Source organism: Pseudomonas sp. PS01303 (assembly GCF_029959385.1).
Classification (GTDB): Bacteria; Pseudomonadota; Gammaproteobacteria; order Pseudomonadales; family Pseudomonadaceae; genus Aquipseudomonas; species Aquipseudomonas rustica.
Window position 1 is genome coordinate 23,969 of record NZ_JASCPK010000036.1, and the last position, 20,122, is coordinate 44,090.

Annotated in this window: 15 protein-coding genes; 6 read left to right on the plus strand and 9 right to left on the minus strand. The window is 59.0% G+C overall.

Annotation, left to right across the window (positions count from 1 at the left end):
- Positions 1 to 166 precede the first annotated feature (166 nt).
- Positions 167 to 1,627 (plus strand): membrane-bound lytic murein transglycosylase MltF, encoded by a 1,461-nt coding sequence (gene mltF / locus QMX93_RS12995; RefSeq protein ID WP_282356424.1) that lies wholly within the window; start codon positions 167 to 169, stop codon positions 1,625 to 1,627.
- A gap of 84 nt (positions 1,628 to 1,711) precedes the next feature.
- Here mltF and pdxJ read toward each other — a convergent pair whose 3' ends face one another.
- From pdxJ to lptF, 8 genes are all read right to left on the minus strand, one after another.
- On the minus strand, positions 1,712 to 2,458 hold the full coding sequence (gene pdxJ / locus QMX93_RS13000; protein WP_008083632.1) for a pyridoxine 5'-phosphate synthase: 747 nt from the start codon (positions 2,456 to 2,458) through the stop codon (positions 1,712 to 1,714).
- A gap of 48 nt (positions 2,459 to 2,506) precedes the next feature.
- Positions 2,507 to 3,196 carry a DNA repair protein RecO gene (recO, locus tag QMX93_RS13005; protein WP_282356426.1) on the minus strand — a complete coding sequence of 230 codons (690 nt, stop codon included), beginning with the start codon at positions 3,194 to 3,196 and terminating at the stop codon, positions 2,507 to 2,509.
- 114 nt (positions 3,197 to 3,310) lie between these two features.
- On the minus strand, positions 3,311 to 4,213 hold the full coding sequence (era, locus tag QMX93_RS13010; protein ID WP_007909024.1) for a GTPase Era: 903 nt from the start codon (positions 4,211 to 4,213) through the stop codon (positions 3,311 to 3,313).
- The gene (rnc, locus tag QMX93_RS13015) at positions 4,206 to 4,895 is read right to left on the minus strand and encodes a ribonuclease III (protein ID WP_053117395.1); all 690 of its coding nucleotides are present in this window, start codon (positions 4,893 to 4,895) and stop codon (positions 4,206 to 4,208) included. Before rnc ends, era begins: the two co-directional genes overlap by 8 nt.
- Positions 4,896 to 5,078: 183 nt before the next feature.
- Positions 5,079 to 5,933 (minus strand): signal peptidase I, encoded by an 855-nt coding sequence (lepB, locus tag QMX93_RS13020; protein ID WP_053117392.1) that lies wholly within the window; start codon positions 5,931 to 5,933, stop codon positions 5,079 to 5,081.
- A 5-nt stretch (positions 5,934 to 5,938) separates the two neighbouring features.
- Complete coding sequence (lepA, locus tag QMX93_RS13025; RefSeq protein ID WP_016986097.1) at positions 5,939 to 7,738, minus strand: translation elongation factor 4; 1,800 nt, start codon at positions 7,736 to 7,738, stop codon at positions 5,939 to 5,941.
- 172 nt (positions 7,739 to 7,910) lie between these two features.
- On the minus strand, positions 7,911 to 8,972 hold the full coding sequence (lptG, locus tag QMX93_RS13030; protein ID WP_282356429.1) for an LPS export ABC transporter permease LptG: 1,062 nt from the start codon (positions 8,970 to 8,972) through the stop codon (positions 7,911 to 7,913).
- Positions 8,965 to 10,086 (minus strand): LPS export ABC transporter permease LptF, encoded by a 1,122-nt coding sequence (gene lptF, locus QMX93_RS13035; protein WP_053117386.1) that lies wholly within the window; start codon positions 10,084 to 10,086, stop codon positions 8,965 to 8,967. The genes lptG and lptF overlap by 8 nt, the downstream gene beginning before the upstream one ends.
- A 308-nt stretch (positions 10,087 to 10,394) precedes the next feature.
- Between lptF and QMX93_RS13040 the strand changes: the two genes are divergently transcribed.
- The 3 genes from QMX93_RS13040 to QMX93_RS13050 are packed head-to-tail and all read left to right on the plus strand — an operon-like array spanning position 10,395 to position 12,778.
- The gene (locus tag QMX93_RS13040; RefSeq protein ID WP_159813864.1) at positions 10,395 to 11,885 is read left to right on the plus strand and encodes a leucyl aminopeptidase; all 1,491 of its coding nucleotides are present in this window, start codon (positions 10,395 to 10,397) and stop codon (positions 11,883 to 11,885) included.
- Positions 11,886 to 11,945: 60 nt separating this feature from the next.
- On the plus strand, positions 11,946 to 12,374 hold the full coding sequence (locus QMX93_RS13045) for a DNA polymerase III subunit chi (RefSeq protein WP_053117380.1): 429 nt from the start codon (positions 11,946 to 11,948) through the stop codon (positions 12,372 to 12,374).
- An 8-nt stretch (positions 12,375 to 12,382) separates the two neighbouring features.
- On the plus strand, positions 12,383 to 12,778 hold the full coding sequence (locus tag QMX93_RS13050) for a DNA polymerase III subunit chi (protein WP_282356431.1): 396 nt from the start codon (positions 12,383 to 12,385) through the stop codon (positions 12,776 to 12,778).
- Between the two features lie 4 nt (positions 12,779 to 12,782).
- Here QMX93_RS13050 and QMX93_RS13055 read toward each other — a convergent pair whose 3' ends face one another.
- On the minus strand, positions 12,783 to 15,743 hold the full coding sequence (locus QMX93_RS13055; RefSeq protein ID WP_282356432.1) for an RHS repeat domain-containing protein: 2,961 nt from the start codon (positions 15,741 to 15,743) through the stop codon (positions 12,783 to 12,785).
- Between the two features lie 196 nt (positions 15,744 to 15,939).
- Here QMX93_RS13055 and QMX93_RS13060 point away from each other — a divergent pair, with 196 nt between their 5' ends.
- Positions 15,940 to 18,786 carry a valine--tRNA ligase gene (locus tag QMX93_RS13060; protein WP_282356434.1) on the plus strand — a complete coding sequence of 949 codons (2,847 nt, stop codon included), beginning with the start codon at positions 15,940 to 15,942 and terminating at the stop codon, positions 18,784 to 18,786.
- A 235-nt stretch (positions 18,787 to 19,021) separates the two neighbouring features.
- Complete coding sequence (rlmF, locus tag QMX93_RS13065; protein ID WP_150729529.1) at positions 19,022 to 20,041, plus strand: 23S rRNA (adenine(1618)-N(6))-methyltransferase RlmF; 1,020 nt, start codon at positions 19,022 to 19,024, stop codon at positions 20,039 to 20,041.
- Positions 20,042 to 20,122: the final 81 nt, after the last annotated feature.

The following is a 20,122-nucleotide window of genomic DNA, read 5'->3' on the forward strand; positions in this document are numbered from 1 at the left end:
CTCCGGAGTCAGGTAAATCAGCGATTTGAGACCTGCTTATTTTTACTGTAACAAAAACCCGCGAAGCCCCGTGCTTGCTGGGTTTCGTGCGATTTTGTGACGACCAACAGAGTCATCCTGCACTGTCGAGATATGGCGCCAGTGGCCGTTTGCGTATACTGCGCACATGTTTTTCCCAACGGCTTTGCGTCCGCGGTACGCCAAATGGCTGATCGCAACCGGACTCTTCCTGATGCTCAGTGGCTGTGTTGATAAACCCAACACGCTGGAGCGCATAAAGGAGGATGGTGTGCTGCGCGTAATTACACGCAACAGCCCCGCCACCTACTTTCAGGATCGCAGCGGTGAAACCGGCTTCGAATACGAGCTGGTGAAGCGCTTCGCCGACGATTTGGGGGTCGAGCTGAAGATCGAGACCGCTGACAACCTCGACGACCTTTTCAATCAGATCGGCAAACCCAACGGCCCGGTACTCGCCGCCGCCGGTCTGGTCAGCAGCGAGCATCGCAAGCAACAGGTGCGTTTCTCCCACTCTTATTTAGAAGTCACCCCGCAGATCATTTATCGCAACGGCCAGTCGCGCCCTACCGACGCCGGCGATCTGGTCGGCAAGAAGATCATGGTGCTCAAGGGCAGCACCCACGCCGAGCAACTGGCGGAGCTGAAAAAGAAATTCCCCGGCATTGAATACGAAGAATCCGACGCGGTTGAAGTGGTCGATCTGCTGCGCATGGTCGATGAAGGCCAGATCGACCTGACCCTCGTCGACTCCAACGAAGTGGCGATGAACCAGGTGTACTTCACCAACATCCGCGTCGCCTTCGACCTTGGCGATGCCAGCAACCAGAGTTGGGCCGTGGCCCCGGGCGAAGACAACAGCCTGCTCAACGAGATCAACGCGTATCTGGACAAGGTGCAAAAGAATGGCACCCTGCAACGCTTGAAAGATCGCTACTACGGCCACGTTGACGTACTCGGTTACATGGGCGCGACCACCTTCGCCCAGCACTTGCAGCAGCGCCTGCCGAAGTACGAACAGCACTTCAAGAATTACGCGAAGAAAGAGAAAGTCGACTGGCGCCTGCTCGCGGCGATCGGTTATCAGGAATCGCTGTGGCAGCCGACGGTCACCTCGAAAACCGGAGTGCGCGGGCTGATGATGCTGACGCAGAACACCGCGCAGGCGATGGGCGTGTCGAACCGACTTGATCCGAAGCAGAGCATCATGGGCGGGGCGAAATACCTGGCTTATATGAAGGATCAGCTCGACGATTCGATCAAGGAACCGGATCGCACCTGGTTCGCCCTGGCGGCGTACAACGTCGGCAGCGGTCACCTCGATGACGCGCGCAAACTGACGGCCAAGGAAGGGTTGAACCCGGACAAATGGCTGGACGTGAAGAAGATTTTGCCGCGCCTGTCGCAGAAGCAGTGGTACAGCAAAACCCGTTACGGCTATGCCCGGGGCGGCGAACCGGTGCATTTTGTGGCGAACATTCGTCGTTATTACGACATTCTGACCTGGGTGACGCAGCCGCAGCTTGAGGGCGACCAAGTGGCTGAAGGCAATTTGCATGTGCCGGCCATCGACAAGTCAAAACCCGCGCAAGAACCTGCCCCTCTTTAAAAGCAAAAGATCGCAGCCTTCGGCAGCTCCTACAGGGTTATGTGTACACCTGTAGGAGCTGCCGAAGGCTGCGATCTTTTGATCTTAGCCCTTGAGAGCAGCAGCCAGTATCAGCGCTTTCATCTCGGACACAGCGGACTTGAAGCCCACGAACAACGCATGCGCCACCAGCGCATGGCCGATGTTCAGCTCGTTAATCCCTTTGATCGCCGCCACCGCCTCCACGTTGTGGTAATGCAGGCCATGACCGGCATTGACGATCAGCCCCTGCGCCAGACCAAACGCCACGCCATCCGCAACGCGCTGCAGTTCTTCAGCCACTTCCGTCGGCGTTTCAGCATCGGCATAACGCCCGGTGTGCAGTTCGATCGCCGGTGCGCCAACGCGCTTCGATGCTGCAATCTGCCGCTCATCAGCATCGATGAACAGCGACACTTCGCTGCCAATCTTCGACAGACGCTCAACCGCAGCCTTGATCCGCTCTTCCTGCCCCGCTACATCCAGACCACCCTCGGTCGTCAGTTCCTGACGGGTTTCCGGCACCAGGCAGATGTGCGCCGGACGGATACGCTCGGCGAACGCCATCATTTCTTCGGTGACGCCCATTTCGAAGTTCATGCGGGTCTGCAGCACGTCTTTAAGCAAGAGCACATCGCGCTCCTGAATGTGCCGGCGGTCTTCACGCAGGTGCACAGTGATGCCATCAGCGCCCGCCTCTTCCGCGTCCAGCGCAGCCTTGACCGGATCCGGGTAGCGCGTACCACGGGCCTGACGCAGGGTGGCGACGTGGTCGATGTTCACGCCAAGAAGAATGCGATTGCTGGTGGTCACGGGTGCGCGCTCCTGAAGAAAAAGATTCGGCGCACAGCATACACGGGGCTAGGGCTTGCGAAACAGCTCGCGACTGACGAGGGGGCGACCGCCCAAGTGAACGGCGAGGGCTTGGCGCATCAGGCGCTTGGCTGCGGAGAGTGCGCCCGGTGCAGTCCAGTCGGCTTCGGCCATGGCGAGCAATTCGACGCCGTTGAACAGGCCGGGTTGCAGCAGGAAAACGCGCTCCAGGCCGGCATCCACTTGCAGGCGATAGAGGCCGTCTTCGACTATCGGTTCGCCGTGGATATCGGTGTTCAGCGAGAAGCCATAACCGAGATCATCCAGCAAACGCCATTCGAAGGAACGCAGCAGCGGCTCCAGCGGACGGCCTTCGGCCAACGCCAGCAAGGTCGCGGCGTAGTGATCGAAAACGCCCGGGTGCGGGTCTTCGGCGGGGAGCAAACGGATCAGCAGTTCATTGAGATAGAGTCCGCTGAACAGCGCCTCACCATTGAGCCACGCCGAGGTGCCGGCACTTTCCATGCGCCCGACATTCTTCAGCTCGCCCTTGCCGCGAAACTCGACTTCCAGCGACACAAACGGCCGCGCCAACGTCCCGGCCTTGCCCCGCGCACTGCGCAACACCGCCCGCAGCCGACCTTGCGGCGTGAGGAAATCCACCAAGGCACTGGTTTCGCGATAGGCGCGAGAGTGCAGGACGTAGGCGGGTTGGGCGGGAGGTGGGGTTTGCGACATAAACATTGTTTCCCGATCAGGGATTGCAAAAAAGATCGCAGCCTTCGGCAGCTCCTACAGGTGTACGTCATGTAGGAGCTGCCGAAGGCTGCGATCTTTTGATCTTCGAATCGCTTACAGGTCGCCGTAACCCAGCGAACGCAGTGCACGCTCGTCGTCGGACCAGCCGCCCTTCACCTTCACCCACAGGTTGAGCATGATCTTGGAGTCGAACAGCAGCTCCATGTCCTTGCGCGCTTCGGTGCCGATGCGTTTGATGCGCTCGCCCTTGTCGCCAATGATGATCTTCTTCTGACCGTCACGTTCAACGAGGATCAAGGCGTGGATGTGCAGGGTTTTGCCCTGCTGCTTGAACTCTTCGATCTCGACAGTGATCTGGTACGGCAGCTCGGCGCCCATCTGGCGCATGATTTTCTCGCGCACCAGTTCGGCGGCGAGGAAACGGCTGCTGCGGTCGGTGATCTGGTCTTCCGGGAAAAAGTGATCGTTCTCCGGCAGGTGATCGGCGATGACTTTTTCCAGCGCGTCGAGGTTGTGGCCGTGTTGTGCGGAAATAGGAATGATCTGCGCGTTCGGCAGTTGTTCCTGCAACCAACTCAGGTGCGGCATCAGCTCGGCTTTGTCTTCGATGCGATCGGTCTTGTTCAGCGCGACGATCAGCGGGCCGGTCACGTACTGCACGCGTTCCAGCACCATCTGGTCTTCATCGGTCCACTTGGTGCGGTCAACGACGAAGATCACCACGTCGACGTCTTTCAACGCGGCCGAAGCGGTTTTGTTCATGTAACGGTTCAGGGCCTTTTCGCCACCCTTGTGCATGCCCGGGGTGTCGACGTAGATCGCTTGCACGTCACCCTCGGTTTTGATCCCGAGCATGTTGTGGCGAGTGGTCTGCGGCTTGCGCGAAGTGATCGCGAGCTTCTGGCCGAGGATGTGGTTCAGCAGCGTCGACTTACCGACGTTGGGACGGCCGACGATGGCAACATAGCCACAGCGAGTTGCGTTTGTATCAGTCATTGCCATTCTCCACGCCCAGGGCAATCAGTGCTGCAGCGGCCGCTACCTGTTCGGCAATACGACGGCTGACACCCTGACCTCGGCTTTTTTCATTCAGTAAGACAACTTCGCACTCGACGAAGAAGGTTCGGCAGTGCGGCTCGCCCTGGATATCCACCACTTCATAGCGTGGCAGATCGCAACCGCGCGATTGCAGGTGTTCCTGCAGGCGGGTTTTCGGATCCTTGTTGGTGTCGACCAGCGTCAGACCTTCGAACTCGCCAGCGAGCCAGGCCAGGACGCGTTCGCGCGCCATGTCCATGCCGGCATCGAGGTAGATCGCGCCGATCAAGGCTTCGAGGGCATCGGCCAGAATCGATTCGCGACGGAAACCGCCGCTCTTCAGTTCACCGGAACCCAGTCGCAAGTAGTCGCCAAGGTCGAAACCGCGCGCCAGTACGGCCAGCGTCTCACCTTTTACCAGACGTGCGCGCAAACGCGACAATTGGCCTTCGCGGGCCAGCGGGAAGCGATCGAACAGCGCCTCGCCAGCGACGAAGTTGAGGATGGCATCGCCGAGGAATTCCAGGCGTTCGTTGTTGCGCCCGGCAAAACTGCGGTGCGTCAGGGCCAGCAGCATCAGCTCCTGATCCTTGAAGGTGTAACCGAGCTGTCGCTCGAGACGGCTTAATGAGGCGCTCACGGTTTACCCACGCTGTGTTCAAAGCTGGATTCCACCGCCATCGCCGGGATACGGCGCGGGCCTGGGACAATTAACGCTGTGTTCAAAAATTACATCCTGAATATCGTTGGCTTCATGCCCCGGAGCCGATTGTGTCGACGCCAGAAATGCATTCGGCGCTGTGTTCAACAGCGCCGTGTGTGATTACTTGATCAGGCCAACCCGCGAGAAATTCGGCAGGTGACTGAGTTTCGGTTCCGGCCAGCTCATCCAGACCGCGAAGGCCTTGCCGACGATATTCTGGTCGGGAACCATGCCCAGCAGATCCTTGGGAATCTTTGGATCATCCCAGTAGCGACTGTCGTTCGAGTTGTCGCGGTTGTCGCCCATCATAAAGTAGTGCCCGGCAGGCACTGTCCACGAACGATCCGGGGTGGCGCGGTAGCGGCTCATTTCCTTGCGGATCAGGTGCTCGGCAGCGCCGAGTTTTTCCTTATAGAGCTCGGCACTGCCCAGGGTGCCCGGCTCGGAGCCGATCATCTGTTCAGCAATCGACTCGCCGTTGACGAACAAATGCTTGTCAGCGGTGTAGCGAATCGTGTCGCCCGGCAGACCAACTACACGCTTGATGTAGTTGACGTTCGGGTCGCTCGGGTAGCGGAACACCATGACATCGCCACGCTGTGGGTCACCGACTTCGATGATTTTCTTGTCGATCACCGGCAGGCGGATCCCGTAAGAAAACTTGTTCACCAGAATGAAGTCGCCGACGTCCAGGGTTGGCTTCATCGAACCGGACGGGATCTGGAACGGTTCCACGAGGAACGAACGCAGCACCAGCACGATGAACAACACCGGGAAGAACGACTTGCCGTATTCAACCAGCAGCGGCTCTTTGTTGAGTTTCTCGACCACCACGACATCTGGCTGACCGACACTGCCCTGATAAGAGGCAATGGCGGCACGCCGACGCGGTGCAAGGATCAACAGATCAAGCAACGCCAACAGGCCGCAGACGAACACGGCGATGACCAGCAACAGCGGGAAATTTAGTGACATAGGACCTAACTATCCAACCTGAGCACTGCAAGGAAGGCTTCTTGTGGAATTTCCACGTTGCCGACCTGCTTCATGCGTTTTTTACCGGCCTTCTGCTTTTCAAGCAGTTTTTTCTTACGGCTAACGTCACCGCCGTAGCACTTGGCCAATACGTTCTTTCTGAGCGCCTTGACGGTTGTCCGTGCCACGATCTGACCGCCAATGGCGGCCTGGATCGCCACGTCGAACATCTGACGAGGAATCAGTTCTTTCATCTTCTCGGTCAACTGGCGACCTTTGTAGTGCGAGTTGTCACGGTGCACGATCAACGCCAGAGCGTCGACCTTGTCGCCGTTGATCAGCACGTCCAGTTTCACCAGATTAGCCGATTGGTAACGATCGAAATGGTAATCCAGCGAAGCATAGCCGCGGCTGGTGGATTTGAGACGGTCGAAGAAGTCGAGCACCACTTCGTTCATCGGCAAGTCGTAAGTGACCTGCACCTGATTGCCGAGGAACAGCATGTCGACTTGTACGCCACGCTTCTCGATGCAAAGGGTGATGACGTTACCCAAGTGTTCCTGCGGCACCAGGATATTGGCGCGCACGATTGGCTCGCGCATGTCTTCGATCGACGACACATCCGGAAGCTTGGATGGGTTGTCGACGTAAATTGTTTCACCGGTCTTCAAAACCAGTTCGAAAATTACCGTTGGCGCGGTGGTGATCAGATCCAGGTCGTACTCGCGCTCGAGGCGCTCCTGGATGATTTCCATGTGCAGCATGCCGAGGAAACCGCAACGGAAGCCGAAGCCCAGTGCGTCGGAGCTTTCCGGGGTGTATTGCAGCGACGAGTCGTTGAGGGTCAGCTTCTGCAATGCTTCGCGGAAATCCTCGAAGTCGTCGGAACTGACCGGGAACAGACCGGCGTAAACCTGCGGCTGGATGCGTTTGAAGCCAGGCAGCACTTCAACGTCCGGGGTCGAACTCAGGGTCAGGGTGTCACCGACCGGTGCACCGTGAATGTCTTTGATGCTGGCGATGATGAAGCCCACTTCGCCGGCCTTCAGGTCAGCAGTAGCGGTGTGCTTCGGGTTGAACACGCCAACGCTGTCGACCAGATGGATCTTGCCGGTGGACTTGACGAGGATCTTGTCGCCCTTCTTCACGCGGCCATGACGCACACGCACCAGGGAGACAACGCCCAGGTAGTTGTCGAACCAAGAGTCGATGATCAACGCTTGCAGCGGATCCTCGATGTTGCCGGTCGGCGCAGGAATGGTGTGCACCAGACGCTCGAGCACTTCGTCGACACCCAGGCCGGTTTTGGCGCTGCAGGTGACGGCGTCGGTGGCATCGATGCCGATGATCTTCTCGATTTCGTCTTTGACGCGATCAGGATCAGCCTGTGGCAGGTCGATCTTGTTCAATACCGGCATGACCTCAAGGCCCTGCTCGATGGCGGTGTAGCAGTTGGCCACGGACTGGGCTTCAACGCCTTGACCGGCGTCGACCACCAGCAGTGCACCTTCACACGCGGCCAGGGAACGGCTGACTTCGTAGGTGAAGTCGACGTGGCCCGGGGTGTCAATGAAGTTCAGCTGGTACTTGATACCGTCTTTGGCGGTGTAATACAGGGTGACGCTGTGGGCCTTGATGGTGATCCCGCGTTCACGTTCCAGATCCATGGAATCCAGTACCTGGGCTTCCATTTCACGCTCGGCCAGGCCGCCGCACATCTGGATGAAGCGATCGGCCAGCGTCGACTTGCCATGGTCAATGTGGGCGATGATGGAGAAATTGCGGATATGACTCAAATCACTCACGGATCAACACTCAAAAAGGCTGCAGGCATAGCCCGCCGAAAAATAGCCGGGAATTGTACCTGATACACGGCGCAAGCGTCACGTTCACCTGTCACCCGGATTGCATGCAAAAACGCCCCGGTCTGTCGACCGAGGCGTTTTGGAGGTTAAAACACTGGCAAAACCGGCGGCATCAACCGGCCCGTCTCAGCAGCCAGACACCGAGCAGCGCACACACGCCGGCCGGCACCAGCACCGCAAACAGCGGCGAGAAACCGAACACCAGGCTCGAAGGGCCGAGCAAATCCTGGACAATGCGGAAGGTGAAGCCGACCAGCACACCGGTGAACACACGCTGACCGAGGGTCACGGAACGCAGCGGGCCGAAGATGAACGAGATCGCCATCAACACCAACGCAGCAGTCACCAGCGGCTGCAACACCTTGACCCAAAACGCCAGCCAATAACGGCCGTTGCTCAGGCCTTGTTCAGACAGATAGTGGATGTAACCCCACAGACCGCTGATCGACAGCGATTCCGGTGCCATCACTACCGTGCTGAGCAACTGCGGGCTCAGGGACACGTCCCAACGCTCGGCCGGCACATTGACCACTTCGGTTCTGCGCTCATGGAAAACCGTGGTGGTGACATCGCTAAGCTGCCAGTGATCTTTATCGAATTCGGCTTTTTTGGCGAAGCTCGAACTCAGCAGATGACGCTCTTTGTCGAAGTGATAACGGGTCACGCCGTACAGCAAACCGTTGGGTTGAACGGCGTTGATGTGGATGAACTCTTCACCCTGACGGTGCCACATACCGTGCTTGGCACTTTGCGCATCGCCGCTGCCCTGGGCCAGCGAGCGATTGGCCTGAGCCATGCTTTCGGTGGCCGGCGCGACGTATTCGCCGATCAGCAAACCGGCCAGCATCAGCACCAGCATCGGCTTCATCACCGCCCAGACAATGCGCCCGATCGATACACCAGCGGCGCGCATGACCGTCAGTTCGCTGCTGCTGGCCAGACTGCCGAGACCGATCAGACAGCCAATCAGCGCGGCCATCGGCAGCATTTCGTAGAGACGGCGCGGCGCGGTGAGCATCACGAAGCTCAGCACATCCATCAGTGTGTAGGTGTCGCTGACGTCGCTCATTTCATCGATAAAAGCGAACAACGTCGCCAGGCCCAGAATGATCGCCAGCACGGCGATGATCGCCATGAACACGCTGCTGCCGATGTAGCGGTCGAGTTTAACCACGAGCCACCTCCAGCGCAGCGCTGCGACGGCTGGCCATCTTCAGGCGCAAAGGCTCCCAATAAAGCAGGCCGAGACCGATAAACAGGAAGATCGCGTGCACCCACCACAACCCGAGGGTCGGCGGGATCTTGCCTTTTTCGAGGGCGCCACGGGCGGCAATCAGGATGGTCAGGTAAGCCATATAAAGAAGAATCGCCGGCAGCAGCTTGAGGAAACGCCCTTGACGCGGATTGACCCGCGACAGCGGCACCGCCATCAGGGTCACGATAAACACCAGCAGCGGCAGGGAAAGACGCCATTGCAGTTCGGTTTTGGAGCGGATGTCATCACTTCCAAGCAAGGCTGAGGTCGGCATGGCGTCACGGTCGGTGACTTCTTCACTGACTTCAGGCTTGGGCAGCTGCACACCGTAGGTCTCGTAATGCACCGCACGATAATCCGCCTGACCCGGGCTGCCGTCATAGCGGTAACCGTTTTTGAGGATCAGGTAGCGGGTGCCGTCCTTGCGGCTCTCTTGGAGACCTGACTCGGCCACCAGAATGGAAATCCCGCGATCCTTCTTGTCGGCACCGAGGTTTTTCTGCGAAATGAACACGCCGCCCAGATTGATCCGGTCGTCGGTCAGGGTTTCCGTGTACGTCACCCGCGTACCGTCGCGCAGCGCCTGGAAGCGACCCGGTTCGAGGGTATCGAATTCGGTCAGCGCGTCCTGCTTGTTCAGCAGCAACTGAAACTGGTTGGCGCCTTGCGGGGCCAAGCCTAGGCTCAGCCATGCCACCACCAACGCCACCAGGGTCGCCGGAAACAGGGTCATGCGAAACAGCTTCTGCTGGCTCATGCCGGTGGCCGAGAGCACGGTCATTTCGCTTTCGAGGTACAGGCGACCGTAGGCCAGCAGGATCCCGAGGAACAGGCCCAGCGGCAGAATCAGTTGCAAGAACCCCGGCAGACGAAAGCCCATGATCAGGAACAACGAGCCCGGATCGAGCTGGCCGGCAGCGGCCTGAGCCAGATATTTGATGAAGCGACCGCTCATGATGATGACCAGCAGCACGGCACTCACGGCGCTGAGGGTCAGCAGGACTTCGCGGGACAGATAACGGAAGACGATCAAACCAGACACTCCTGGGTTGTCAGGCTAAGGCGGCCAAACAAGCAAACACACCGACCGGCCCGCAACGCAGAGCCGTCGGAAAAAGATGCGGCATTATCCTGTGATTGGGGGCGCCTGTCACTGCGCACACTCATCCATGTCTGTAATCCGTTGCAGATCGTACAACCGAGGGTTGTCAGGCGCGGGGAGCGAGGTTCAAACTGCGGCCCTTGTCGCAGGCTTTGGCCTGCGCCTCTTCTATTTATAAGTAGGCGACTGCGGACACCGTCGAACGCCTGCGTGTTGACCATTCATTCAGGGATCCGGACATGGAACTGGTTGTAAAAAGCGTTAGCCCAGAAACGTTGAAAACCGCCACCCTGGTGGTTGCCGTCGGCGAAGGCCGCAAACTCGGCGCCGCCGCCAAACAGGTCGACGAACTGAGCGGTGGCGCGATCAGCGCCGTCCTCAAGCGTGGCGATCTGGCCGGCAAAGTCGGTCAAAGCCTGCTGCTGCACAGCCTGCCTAACCTCAAAGCCGAGCGCGTGCTGCTGGTCGGCGTGGGCAAGGATGAAGAACTGGGCGACCGTCCGTTCCGCAAAATCGTTGCCGGCATCCTCAATACTCTGAAAGGCCTGAACGGCAGCGACGCCGTGCTGGCGCTGGATGAAGTTATTGTTAAAAATCGCGACAGCTACGGCAAAACCCGTTTGCTGGCGGAAACCCTGGTGGACGGCGAATACACTTTCGACCAGTTCAAGAGCCAGAAAGCCGAACCGCGCGCACTGAAAAAAATCACCCTGCTGACCATCAAGGCTGCCCAGGCTGAAGTGCAGCGCGCCGTGAATCACGCCACCGCGATCGCCAACGGCATGGCCTTCACCCGTGATCTGGGCAACCTGCCACCGAACATCTGCCACCCGACCTTCCTTGGCGAACAAGCCAAAAACCTGGGCAAAGAATTCAAGGATCTGAAGGTCGAAGTCCTCGACGAGAAGAAGATCAAATCTTTGGGCATGGGTTCTTTCTACGCCGTCGGCCAAGGCAGCGAGCAACCGCCACGTCTGATCGTCATGCAATACAACGGCGGCAAGAAATCCGAGAAGCCGTACGCACTGGTCGGTAAAGGCATCACTTTCGACACCGGCGGCATCAGCCTGAAGCCGGGCGCCGGCATGGACGAGATGAAGTACGACATGGGCGGCGCTGCCTCGGTGTTCGGTACCCTGCGCGCCGTGCTTGAGCTGAAACTGCCGATCAACCTGGTGTGCATCCTCGCTTGCGCGGAAAACATGCCGAGCGGCAACGCGACCCGTCCAGGCGACATTGTCACCACCATGAGCGGCCAGACCGTGGAAATCCTCAACACCGACGCCGAAGGCCGTCTGGTGCTGTGCGATGCGCTGACCTACTCCGAGCGCTTCAAGCCACAAGCAGTGATCGACATCGCCACCCTGACCGGTGCTTGCGTCGTCGCACTGGGGGCGCACACCTCGGGTCTGCTGGGCAACAACGACGAACTGATCGGCCAACTGCTCAGCGCCGGCCAGGCTGCTGACGACCGCGCCTGGCAGCTGCCGCTGTTCGATGAGTACCAAGAGCAACTGGACAGCCCGTTCGCCGACATCGCCAACATTGGCGGCCCGAAAGCCGGCACCATCACCGCCGCGTGCTTCCTGTCGCGCTTCACCAAGAACCTCAACTGGGCGCACCTGGACATCGCGGGCACCGCATGGACCAGTGGCGGCAAGGACAAGGGCGCCACTGGCCGTCCGGTGCCATTGCTGACCCAGTACCTGCTGGATCGCGCCAAAGCCTGAACCCGCTGATGGGCGGCGGCGTCACTCTCGGGTGACGCCGCTTGCCGCTCTGGAACCGCAATGACCAAAGTCGATTTTTACATTCTGCCCAGCGCCGACCCTTCGGCTCGCCTGGACTTCGCCTGCAAGCTCACCGAGAAAGCCTGGCGCATGGGTCACCGCATCTATCTGCATTGCAGCGATGCCGCCCAGCGTGACGATCTCGATGCGCGCCTGTGGGCGTTCAAGGGCGAAAGCTTCGTGCCGCATGGCCCTGCCGACAGCGAACCGGACGGTTTAATCGTGCTGGGTGTGGGTGATGACTGCGGTCAGCATCAGGATTTGCTGGTCAACCTCGACCTGAAAGTCCCGGCCTTCGCCAACAAGTTCGCCCGGGTGGCGGAAGTGGTGGTCGAAGACCCGACGATTCGTGCCGCGGCGCGGGAGAGTTTTCGCTTCTACCGCGAACAGGGCTATCCTCTGCAAGATCACCGTTTACAGCGACTCTGAGCATTCCAATGGACACTCCGAAACCGCAGCAAAAGCCGACACACCTGCTCGACGATCTCGAATCGATCCGTCAGTTGCTCGGCGACGACAACCTGCAACCACCGCTGTTGACCGATACGGTCGATGAAGGTGAACAGGAACAGATTCCGATGTTGTTCGAAGCTGTGGGTAATGAACCGCAAGCCGTCGAACCGCAACCTGCGCCAACACCCGCACCGTCCGCGCAACCTGCGGCAGCGGTGAATAAAGGCCCGGACGCCCTGCTCCACCTCGACAGCGAACTGCGCGCCGCTGCGCAATTGATCATGCAAGACGTGATCGACGACTTCGCGCCGCACATCGAAACCGAAATCAAACGGCGCCTCGATGCGCGGATGGAACGGCTACTCAGCCAATACGAATAAGCTTTCAGACCGTATTTGCCCTGCGGAACTTATCCAGAATTTTCGCGTGCCGGGGAGTGGCGACCATTGCCCCTCCTCGCCCCACAAATTCTTGTGCCCAGTGTTCCGGAACAACGGTATTGGTAGAGCCGTAGAACTCGAACAGCTCATGGCTATTCTCCAGAATGCTCCACCGCCCCTGGTGCACCATCGCTATCGGAAACGGGCCTGGCCGCGCCACTGCACCGAGATAACCATTGTCGGCCTGGACTTTTTCAAACTCGTTTTTCCACATATAAGAAACGAAGTTCACTTGCGGCCCATGACGAACAACATTCATCGAGACGTCTTCGAATGACCTCGCCGGGTCAGATGCCGCAACGCCAAGATTGATCAGATCCTTAATTTCTGTCTCATCGACACTTCCCGATTCAGGGACATGCCCCTTGTCGCCGCTGAAACGAATGATGTCATGCATGTCGTAATCGCCCGTATAAGGCGTGACGATCTTGAACTTGATCCAGGAATCAACCAGTTCGTGCTCTACGGGGCTTTGCAAATTGATGTCGTAAGTCGTGTCTTCAAAACTTACGTTATTGCGCGCATAAACACCCTGCAGGCCCGCCTTGTTCCACTTGCCCACTCGCCCGGCAAACCCACTGCTCTCGGCCCTCTGAAGCATGGCGCCAGCCTGTTCACCATAAACGCCCATCAGCGAACTTTGCTTTATGGTTTTTTCAAGAATGTTATGCCCTTTGGCGGCCGCGCCTTCACCCAGCGCATTGAGTGTGTAACTGCCTGATTCACGAACGCTCAGGGCAATATTTTGCACCCTTGAAATTCTTTCAAAGACAGGCATATGCCGAGGATGAACAAAGGTCTCACCCACGCGCCGGGCTGCCTCCCGCCCCTCTTTCAATAACCCGTTACTGTCGCGGAACGTGACCGGGTTGTTGCCGGCCATGACATACAGGTTCATCCCGTCAATCGTTCCGCCCGGATCAGCACTCAACCAGCGTCCAATCCACGGCTGGTAGTAGCGCCAGCCATAGTAGTAAAGCCCCGTCGCATCGCGCTCCTTGCCTGAATACCTGACGGTTTTGAAACTCGCCTCCACTGCATTTCTCGCCGTCCAGACTGCCGTACCGCCGTAAGGAAAGTATTCTTCGCGGCTGATCACTTTCCCCTGCGCATCGACTTCCAGCCCGCTGCTGCCGATCAGATCATCATGGCTGTAACGCAATTGATCGTTACTGATGTCTTCTGGTCTTCCGCTCTCCCAGTGCAATACCCGCACCGACGACTGACCGCTACCTCCCACGCTGATGACCTGTAAACGCTGCGCTTCAGTGCCGTTGATTTTCATAGTCCTTAGCTCCAGCGCGGGCAGGTAAATCACCTGCTGCTCCCGCGTGGTGCTGATGGTGTTCTGGGTAGTGATCTTCAAGAGCCGTTGACTGCCGCCGTCATAGCGGTAGCTCTCGACGTCATCTTTTGCGCCACCTCGCTCAACCGGAGTGACCTTCAGAATTTCGTTGCGGGACGTCCAGGCCAGCGGTTGACCGGGTTGCAGGATTGTTTGCTGGCCGCCTGCGGTGAACCAGCCGTCCACTTCTCGCGGATCAGTGCAAAGGAGACTTGTCACGCCGCGATTGCTGCGGTGACTGACCGTAACGGTTGTGGTGTGGCAGTGATCGGACACTGGCGCGCAGTGGCGAATCCGCGTCAGATTGCCCGCCTCGTCGTAGCTGTAAGTGCGCGTATAAGCCGTGTAAGTGGCACTGTCGAAACCGGATACGACAGGAAAGCCACGCTGCCGGCCGGCATTCGCCATCTCACGTCCGGTGGCGCTGACCAATTGGTAGAGACTGTCATAGACGTAAGTGTTCTGCGGCACGACTGCCTGATTACGCCAGAAGCAGGTTTCTTCTGCATCGTTATGTACGCCGAGCACATTACCGACCGGGTCATATTGATATTTCAGATCTTGCAAGACTTTCGCCCCGGACACGTGACCGACCGGTCTTTGTACATTTATCCCCAGCAAGCGTTGCGTCTCTTCCTCGTATCCCCAACGAGTCACCACGCCATTAGCGTGTTCTTCGCGCAGCGTTTGGCCGGCCGCCGAGTAAGTCAGGGACTTCACAATATTTTTCTCGAGCCGATTTTTCAGGGTTAGCCAACGGCTCGTAAGCAGACCGGTCACGTCATATGCCATGCGCTGTCGGTTGCCCGCAGCGTCCGTGGTGGTCTGCTCCGTGCCCGTCGCATCGGTGGTGGTCTGGTGGGTGAAGCCCTTGGCCGCCAGCAAGGCATCCCAAGCCTGAGCGTCTTCGCCCTTCCAATCGGCAACGGCGTCCGGGTCATCGGCGTGCGCCAGCAGACGACGAGTAACGGACAGCGCTACGCCGCTTAGCGCCAGACTGTCGACTCTGACCAGACCCGCCGTGTCGTAGTGGCTCACGCATTGCCCGGCCAGGTTCTGAGACGCTTCAAGGTCACTGTTCCCCGCATATCGCCAGCGCTCACTGATTCGGCGGACACCCTCTGCGTTCTGCTCGACAAGGCTAACCGGGCGTCCTCGCAGATTATTGCTTTCGTATTGAAAGATTCGGGTCACGGCATGCCGATTGATGTCTGCGCCATCGTCACCGGAGCGAATGTTGCTCACCACCCTGAACGACCGGCCAGCCGCGTCATTCAGCGTCACGACAGTGCCATTGTCGACGCCTTCCTGGCACAGCACAGTGCCGGAAAGGCTCGTGATATGGATGAAGTTGGCCAACCCTGCCTCATTCAAACGCGGGTCAGCGCTTCGAACGTTGATGCCGCGCGCATCGAACTGATGACAGGTAATGCGTGCCTGGGTGACCGCTGGCGATTCGGGATGGCGGTGATAATTCACTTCCCGCACCGACAGACCACGGGCATCACAGGCCATGACCGACGGCGTATAGGTATTCAGTGAAGTCTCGGACAGTTTCATTCAGTCACTCGAAGTCAAAGAGGCGCCGGCAGATACCCTGCGATTCACCGCCCGCCAGAACGTCACAATGGGTATAGGCGTACAACTCATTGCGCGCACGGACAGACACTCGATCCGCACCCGCTCGCCCTCGGCCCCATGCCCCGCTATACTCGTCGGCTTTTCCTGAATTAATGCCAATAGGGTCCCGCCGCGCATGGATAAGACCTACCAGCCGCACGCCATTGAAACTTCCTGGTACAACACCTGGGAGTCCGAGAACTACTTCGCCCCGCAAGGCGCGGGCGACTCCTACACCATCATGATCCCGCCGCCGAACGTCACCGGCAGCCTGCACATGGGTCACGGTTTCAACAACGCGATCATGGACGCCTTGATCCGTTTCCGCCGCATGCAGGGTCGCAACACCCTGTGGCAGCCGGGCACCGACCACGCCGGTATTGCCACGCAGATGCTGGTGGAGCGTCAACTTGAAGCCCAGGGCCAGAATCGCCACGATCTGGGTCGCGAAAAATTCCTCGAGAAAGTCTGGGAATGGAAGGATCAGTCCGGCGGCAACATCAGCCGTCAGATCCGCCGTCTCGGCTCGTCCGTGGACTGGAGCCGCGAGCGCTTCACCATGGACGACGGTCTCTCGGAAGCGGTTAAAGAAGCGTTCGTGCGTCTGCACGAAGACGGTCTGATCTATCGCGGCAAGCGTCTGGTCAACTGGGACACCAAACTGCACACGGCGATTTCCGACCTCGAAGTGGAAAACCACGACGAGAAAGGTTTCCTATGGAACCTGAAGTACCCGCTGGCCGACGGTGCGAAAACCGCTGATGGCAACGATTTCCTGATCGTCGCGACCACCCGTCCGGAAACCATGCTCGGCGACTCCGCCGTTGCGGTTAATCCGAACGATGAGCGCTACCAGGCCCTGATCGGCAAGTTTGTCGAGCTGCCACTGGTTGGCCGCCGCATCCCGATCATCGCCGACGATTACTGCGATCCTGAATTCGGCACAGGCTGCGTGAAAATCACCCCAGCCCACGATTTCAACGACTACGAAGTCGGCAAGCGCCACAACCTGCCGCTGCTGAACATCTTCGACAAGAACGCCAACGTGCTGCCGGCAGCCCAGGTGTTCAACCTCGACGGCACGCTGAACGACAGCATCGACGGCGCGATTCCAGCTGAGTACGCCGGTCTTGAGCGTTTTGAAGCGCGCAAGCAGATCGTTGCTGCGTTCGACGCCGCCGGCCTGTTGGTCAGCGTCAACGACCACGGCCTGAAAGTGCCGAAAGGCGACCGCTCCGGCACCATCATCGAGCCGTGGCTGACCGACCAGTGGTACGTGTCGACCAAGCCTTTGGCCGAGCCTGCGATTGCTGCCGTTGAAGACGGTCGCATCCAGTTCGTACCGAAGCAGTACGAAAACATGTACTTCTCGTGGATGCGCGACATTCAGGATTGGTGCATCAGCCGCCAGCTGTGGTGGGGCCACCGGATTCCGGCCTGGTATGACGAGTCGGGCAAAGTCTATGTCGGTCGCGACGAAGCCGAAGTGCGTGCCAAAAACAATCTTGGCCCGGACGTGGCGCTGCAACAGGACAACGACGTTCTCGACACCTGGTTCAGTTCCGGTCTGTGGACGTTCTCCACCTTGGGCTGGCCGGAAAAAACCGAGTTCCTGAAGAAATTCCACTCCACCGACGTGCTGGTGACGGGCTTCGACATCATTTTCTTCTGGGTTGCCCGGATGATCATGCTGACCATGCACCTGATCAAGAACGAGGACGGCACGCCGCAGGTACCGTTCAAGACCGTTTATGTACACGGTCTGGTGCGTGATGGTCAGGGCCAGAAGATGTCCAAGTCCAAGGGCAACGTCCTTGACCCGCTGGACATCATCGACGGTATCGAGCTGGAAGACCTGGTGCAGAAGCGCACCTCCGGCATGATGCAGCCGAAACTGGCGAAGAAGATCGAGAAGCAGACCCGCGACGAGTTCGCCGACGGCATCGCCAGCTACGGCACCGACGCCCTGCGCTTCACCTTCTGCTCGCTGGCTTCGACCGGTCGCGACATCAAGTTCGACATGGGCCGCGTTGAAGGCTATCGCAACTTCTGCAACAAGATCTGGAACGCCGCGCGTTATGTTCTGGACAAGGGCGAAGACTGCGGCCAGAACGGCGAAGCTTACGAACTGTCGCTGGCGGATCGCTGGATCATCTCGCAACTGCAACGCACCGAAGCCGAAGTGACCCGTCAACTCGATCAGTTCCGTTTCGACCTGGCGGCGCAAGCGCTGTACGAGTTCATCTGGAACCAGTACTGCGACTGGTACCTGGAACTGTCCAAGCCAGTGCTGTGGGACGAGAACGCGCCGGTTGAACGTCAGCGCGGCACTCGCCGTACGCTGGTTCGCGTATTGGAAGTGGCGCTGCGTCTGGCGCATCCGTTCATGCCGTTCATCACTGAAGAAATCTGGCAGCGCATCGCGCCGCTGGCCGGTATTCAGGGCAAGACGATCATGCTACAACCTTGGCCAGTGGCCAACGAAGAGCGCATCGATCCGGCCGCCGAGAACGACATCGAATGGCTGAAGGAACTGATGCTCGGCACGCGCAACATCCGTGGCGAAATGAACATCGGCCCGGGCAAGCCACTGCCGATCTACCTGAAGAACGTCAGCGCTGAAGACCAGCGCCGTCTGACCGAGAACGAAGCGCTGCTGAAGAAACTGGCGCGTCTGGAATCGATCACCGTTCTGCAGGCTGGCGAAGAAGCTCCGCTGTCCGCCACCGCGCTGGTTGGCGAGATGGAAGTGCTGGTGCCGATGGCCGGTCTGATCGACAAGGGCGCCGAGCTGGCGCGTCTGGACAAGGAAATCTTGCGTTTGCAGGGTGAAGTTCAGCGTGTTGGCGGCAAATTGTCCAACGCCGGATTCGTTGACAAGGCCCCGGCCGAAGTCATCGAGAAGGAACGCGCCAAACTGGCCGAGGCTGAACAAGCCCTGGCCAAACTGGCCGAGCAACACGCGCGGATTGCCAGCCTGTAACGGCAAATCGCATTGAAAAAGGGAGGCCCAAGTGGCCTCCCTTTTTCATTCCCGCCACACCACAAATCCCCGTAGGAGCAGAGCTTGCTCGCGAAAGCGTCCTGTCAGGCACTGCAACTTTGTCTGACACGGCCTCTTCGCGAGCAAGCTCTGCTCCTACACGGATTTGCGTTATCTGGGAGCGGATGTGGGACAATACCCGCCACTTTCAGCCATACCCGAATCGACCACGCCCATGAACGCCCCCCGCACACCCAAACCTGCGCGCAAAAAGCCCGACTCCGCGACCCCGGCCAAGACCGTCGAGCCGCGTGAAAAGGCCAGCCTGCACCCGCGCAATCGCCATCAGGGTCGTTACGACTTTCCGGCACTGATCAAGACCACGCCGGAACTGGCGAAGTTCGTGATCACCAACCCGTACGGCAAGGAAAGCATCGACTTCGCCAGCCCCGACGCGGTGCGCGTGTTCAACCGGGCGCTGCTCAAGTCGTTCTATGGCATCCAGCATTGGGACATCCCGGCAGATTACCTCTGCCCGCCTGTGCCGGGCCGTGCCGATTACGTGCACTTCCTCGCTGACCTGCTGGCGAGCATGAACGACGGTAAGGTGCCGCGCGGCGCGATCGTCAACGTGCTCGACATCGGCATGGGCGCCAACTGCGTGTACCCGCTGATCGGTAACAGCGAATACCGCTGGCACTTCCTCGGTTCTGAAATCGACCCGACGGCCGTGGCTGCCGCCAAAGCAATCGTTCAGTCCAACGACTTGAACAAGGTGATCCAGTTGCGTTTGCAGGAAAACCGCAAGCACATCCTGATCGGCCTGCTTGAGCCGGGCGAGCGCTTTGACCTGACCATGTGCAACCCGCCGTTCCACGCCTCGATGGACGAAGCGACCAAGGGCAGCGAGCGCAAATGGCGCGCCCTGGGCAAGGCCGATCCGAAACGCAAACTGCCGGTGCTGAACTTCGGTGGCCAGTCGGCCGAGCTGTGGTGTGAAGGCGGCGAAGCGCGTTTCGTGACGCAACTGATCGCCGAGAGCGCGAACTTCCAGCACAAAGTGCTGTGGTTCAGCACGCTGGTGTCGAAGGCGTCGAACCTGCCAGCCATCGAAACCGCGCTGAAAAAGGCCGGCGTGCTGGAAAGCCAGGTCGTGGAGATGTCGCAGGGCCAGAAGCAGAGCCGTTTCGTGGCGTGGACGTTCCAGACCAAGTCCGAGCAGCAAATCTGGCGCCGCGAGCGCTGGGTTCGCTAACGCACCGCAGATCCCCTGTGGGAGCGAGCCTGCTCGCGAATGCGGTATATCAGTCGAGATTTAGGGTGACTGACCTAGCGC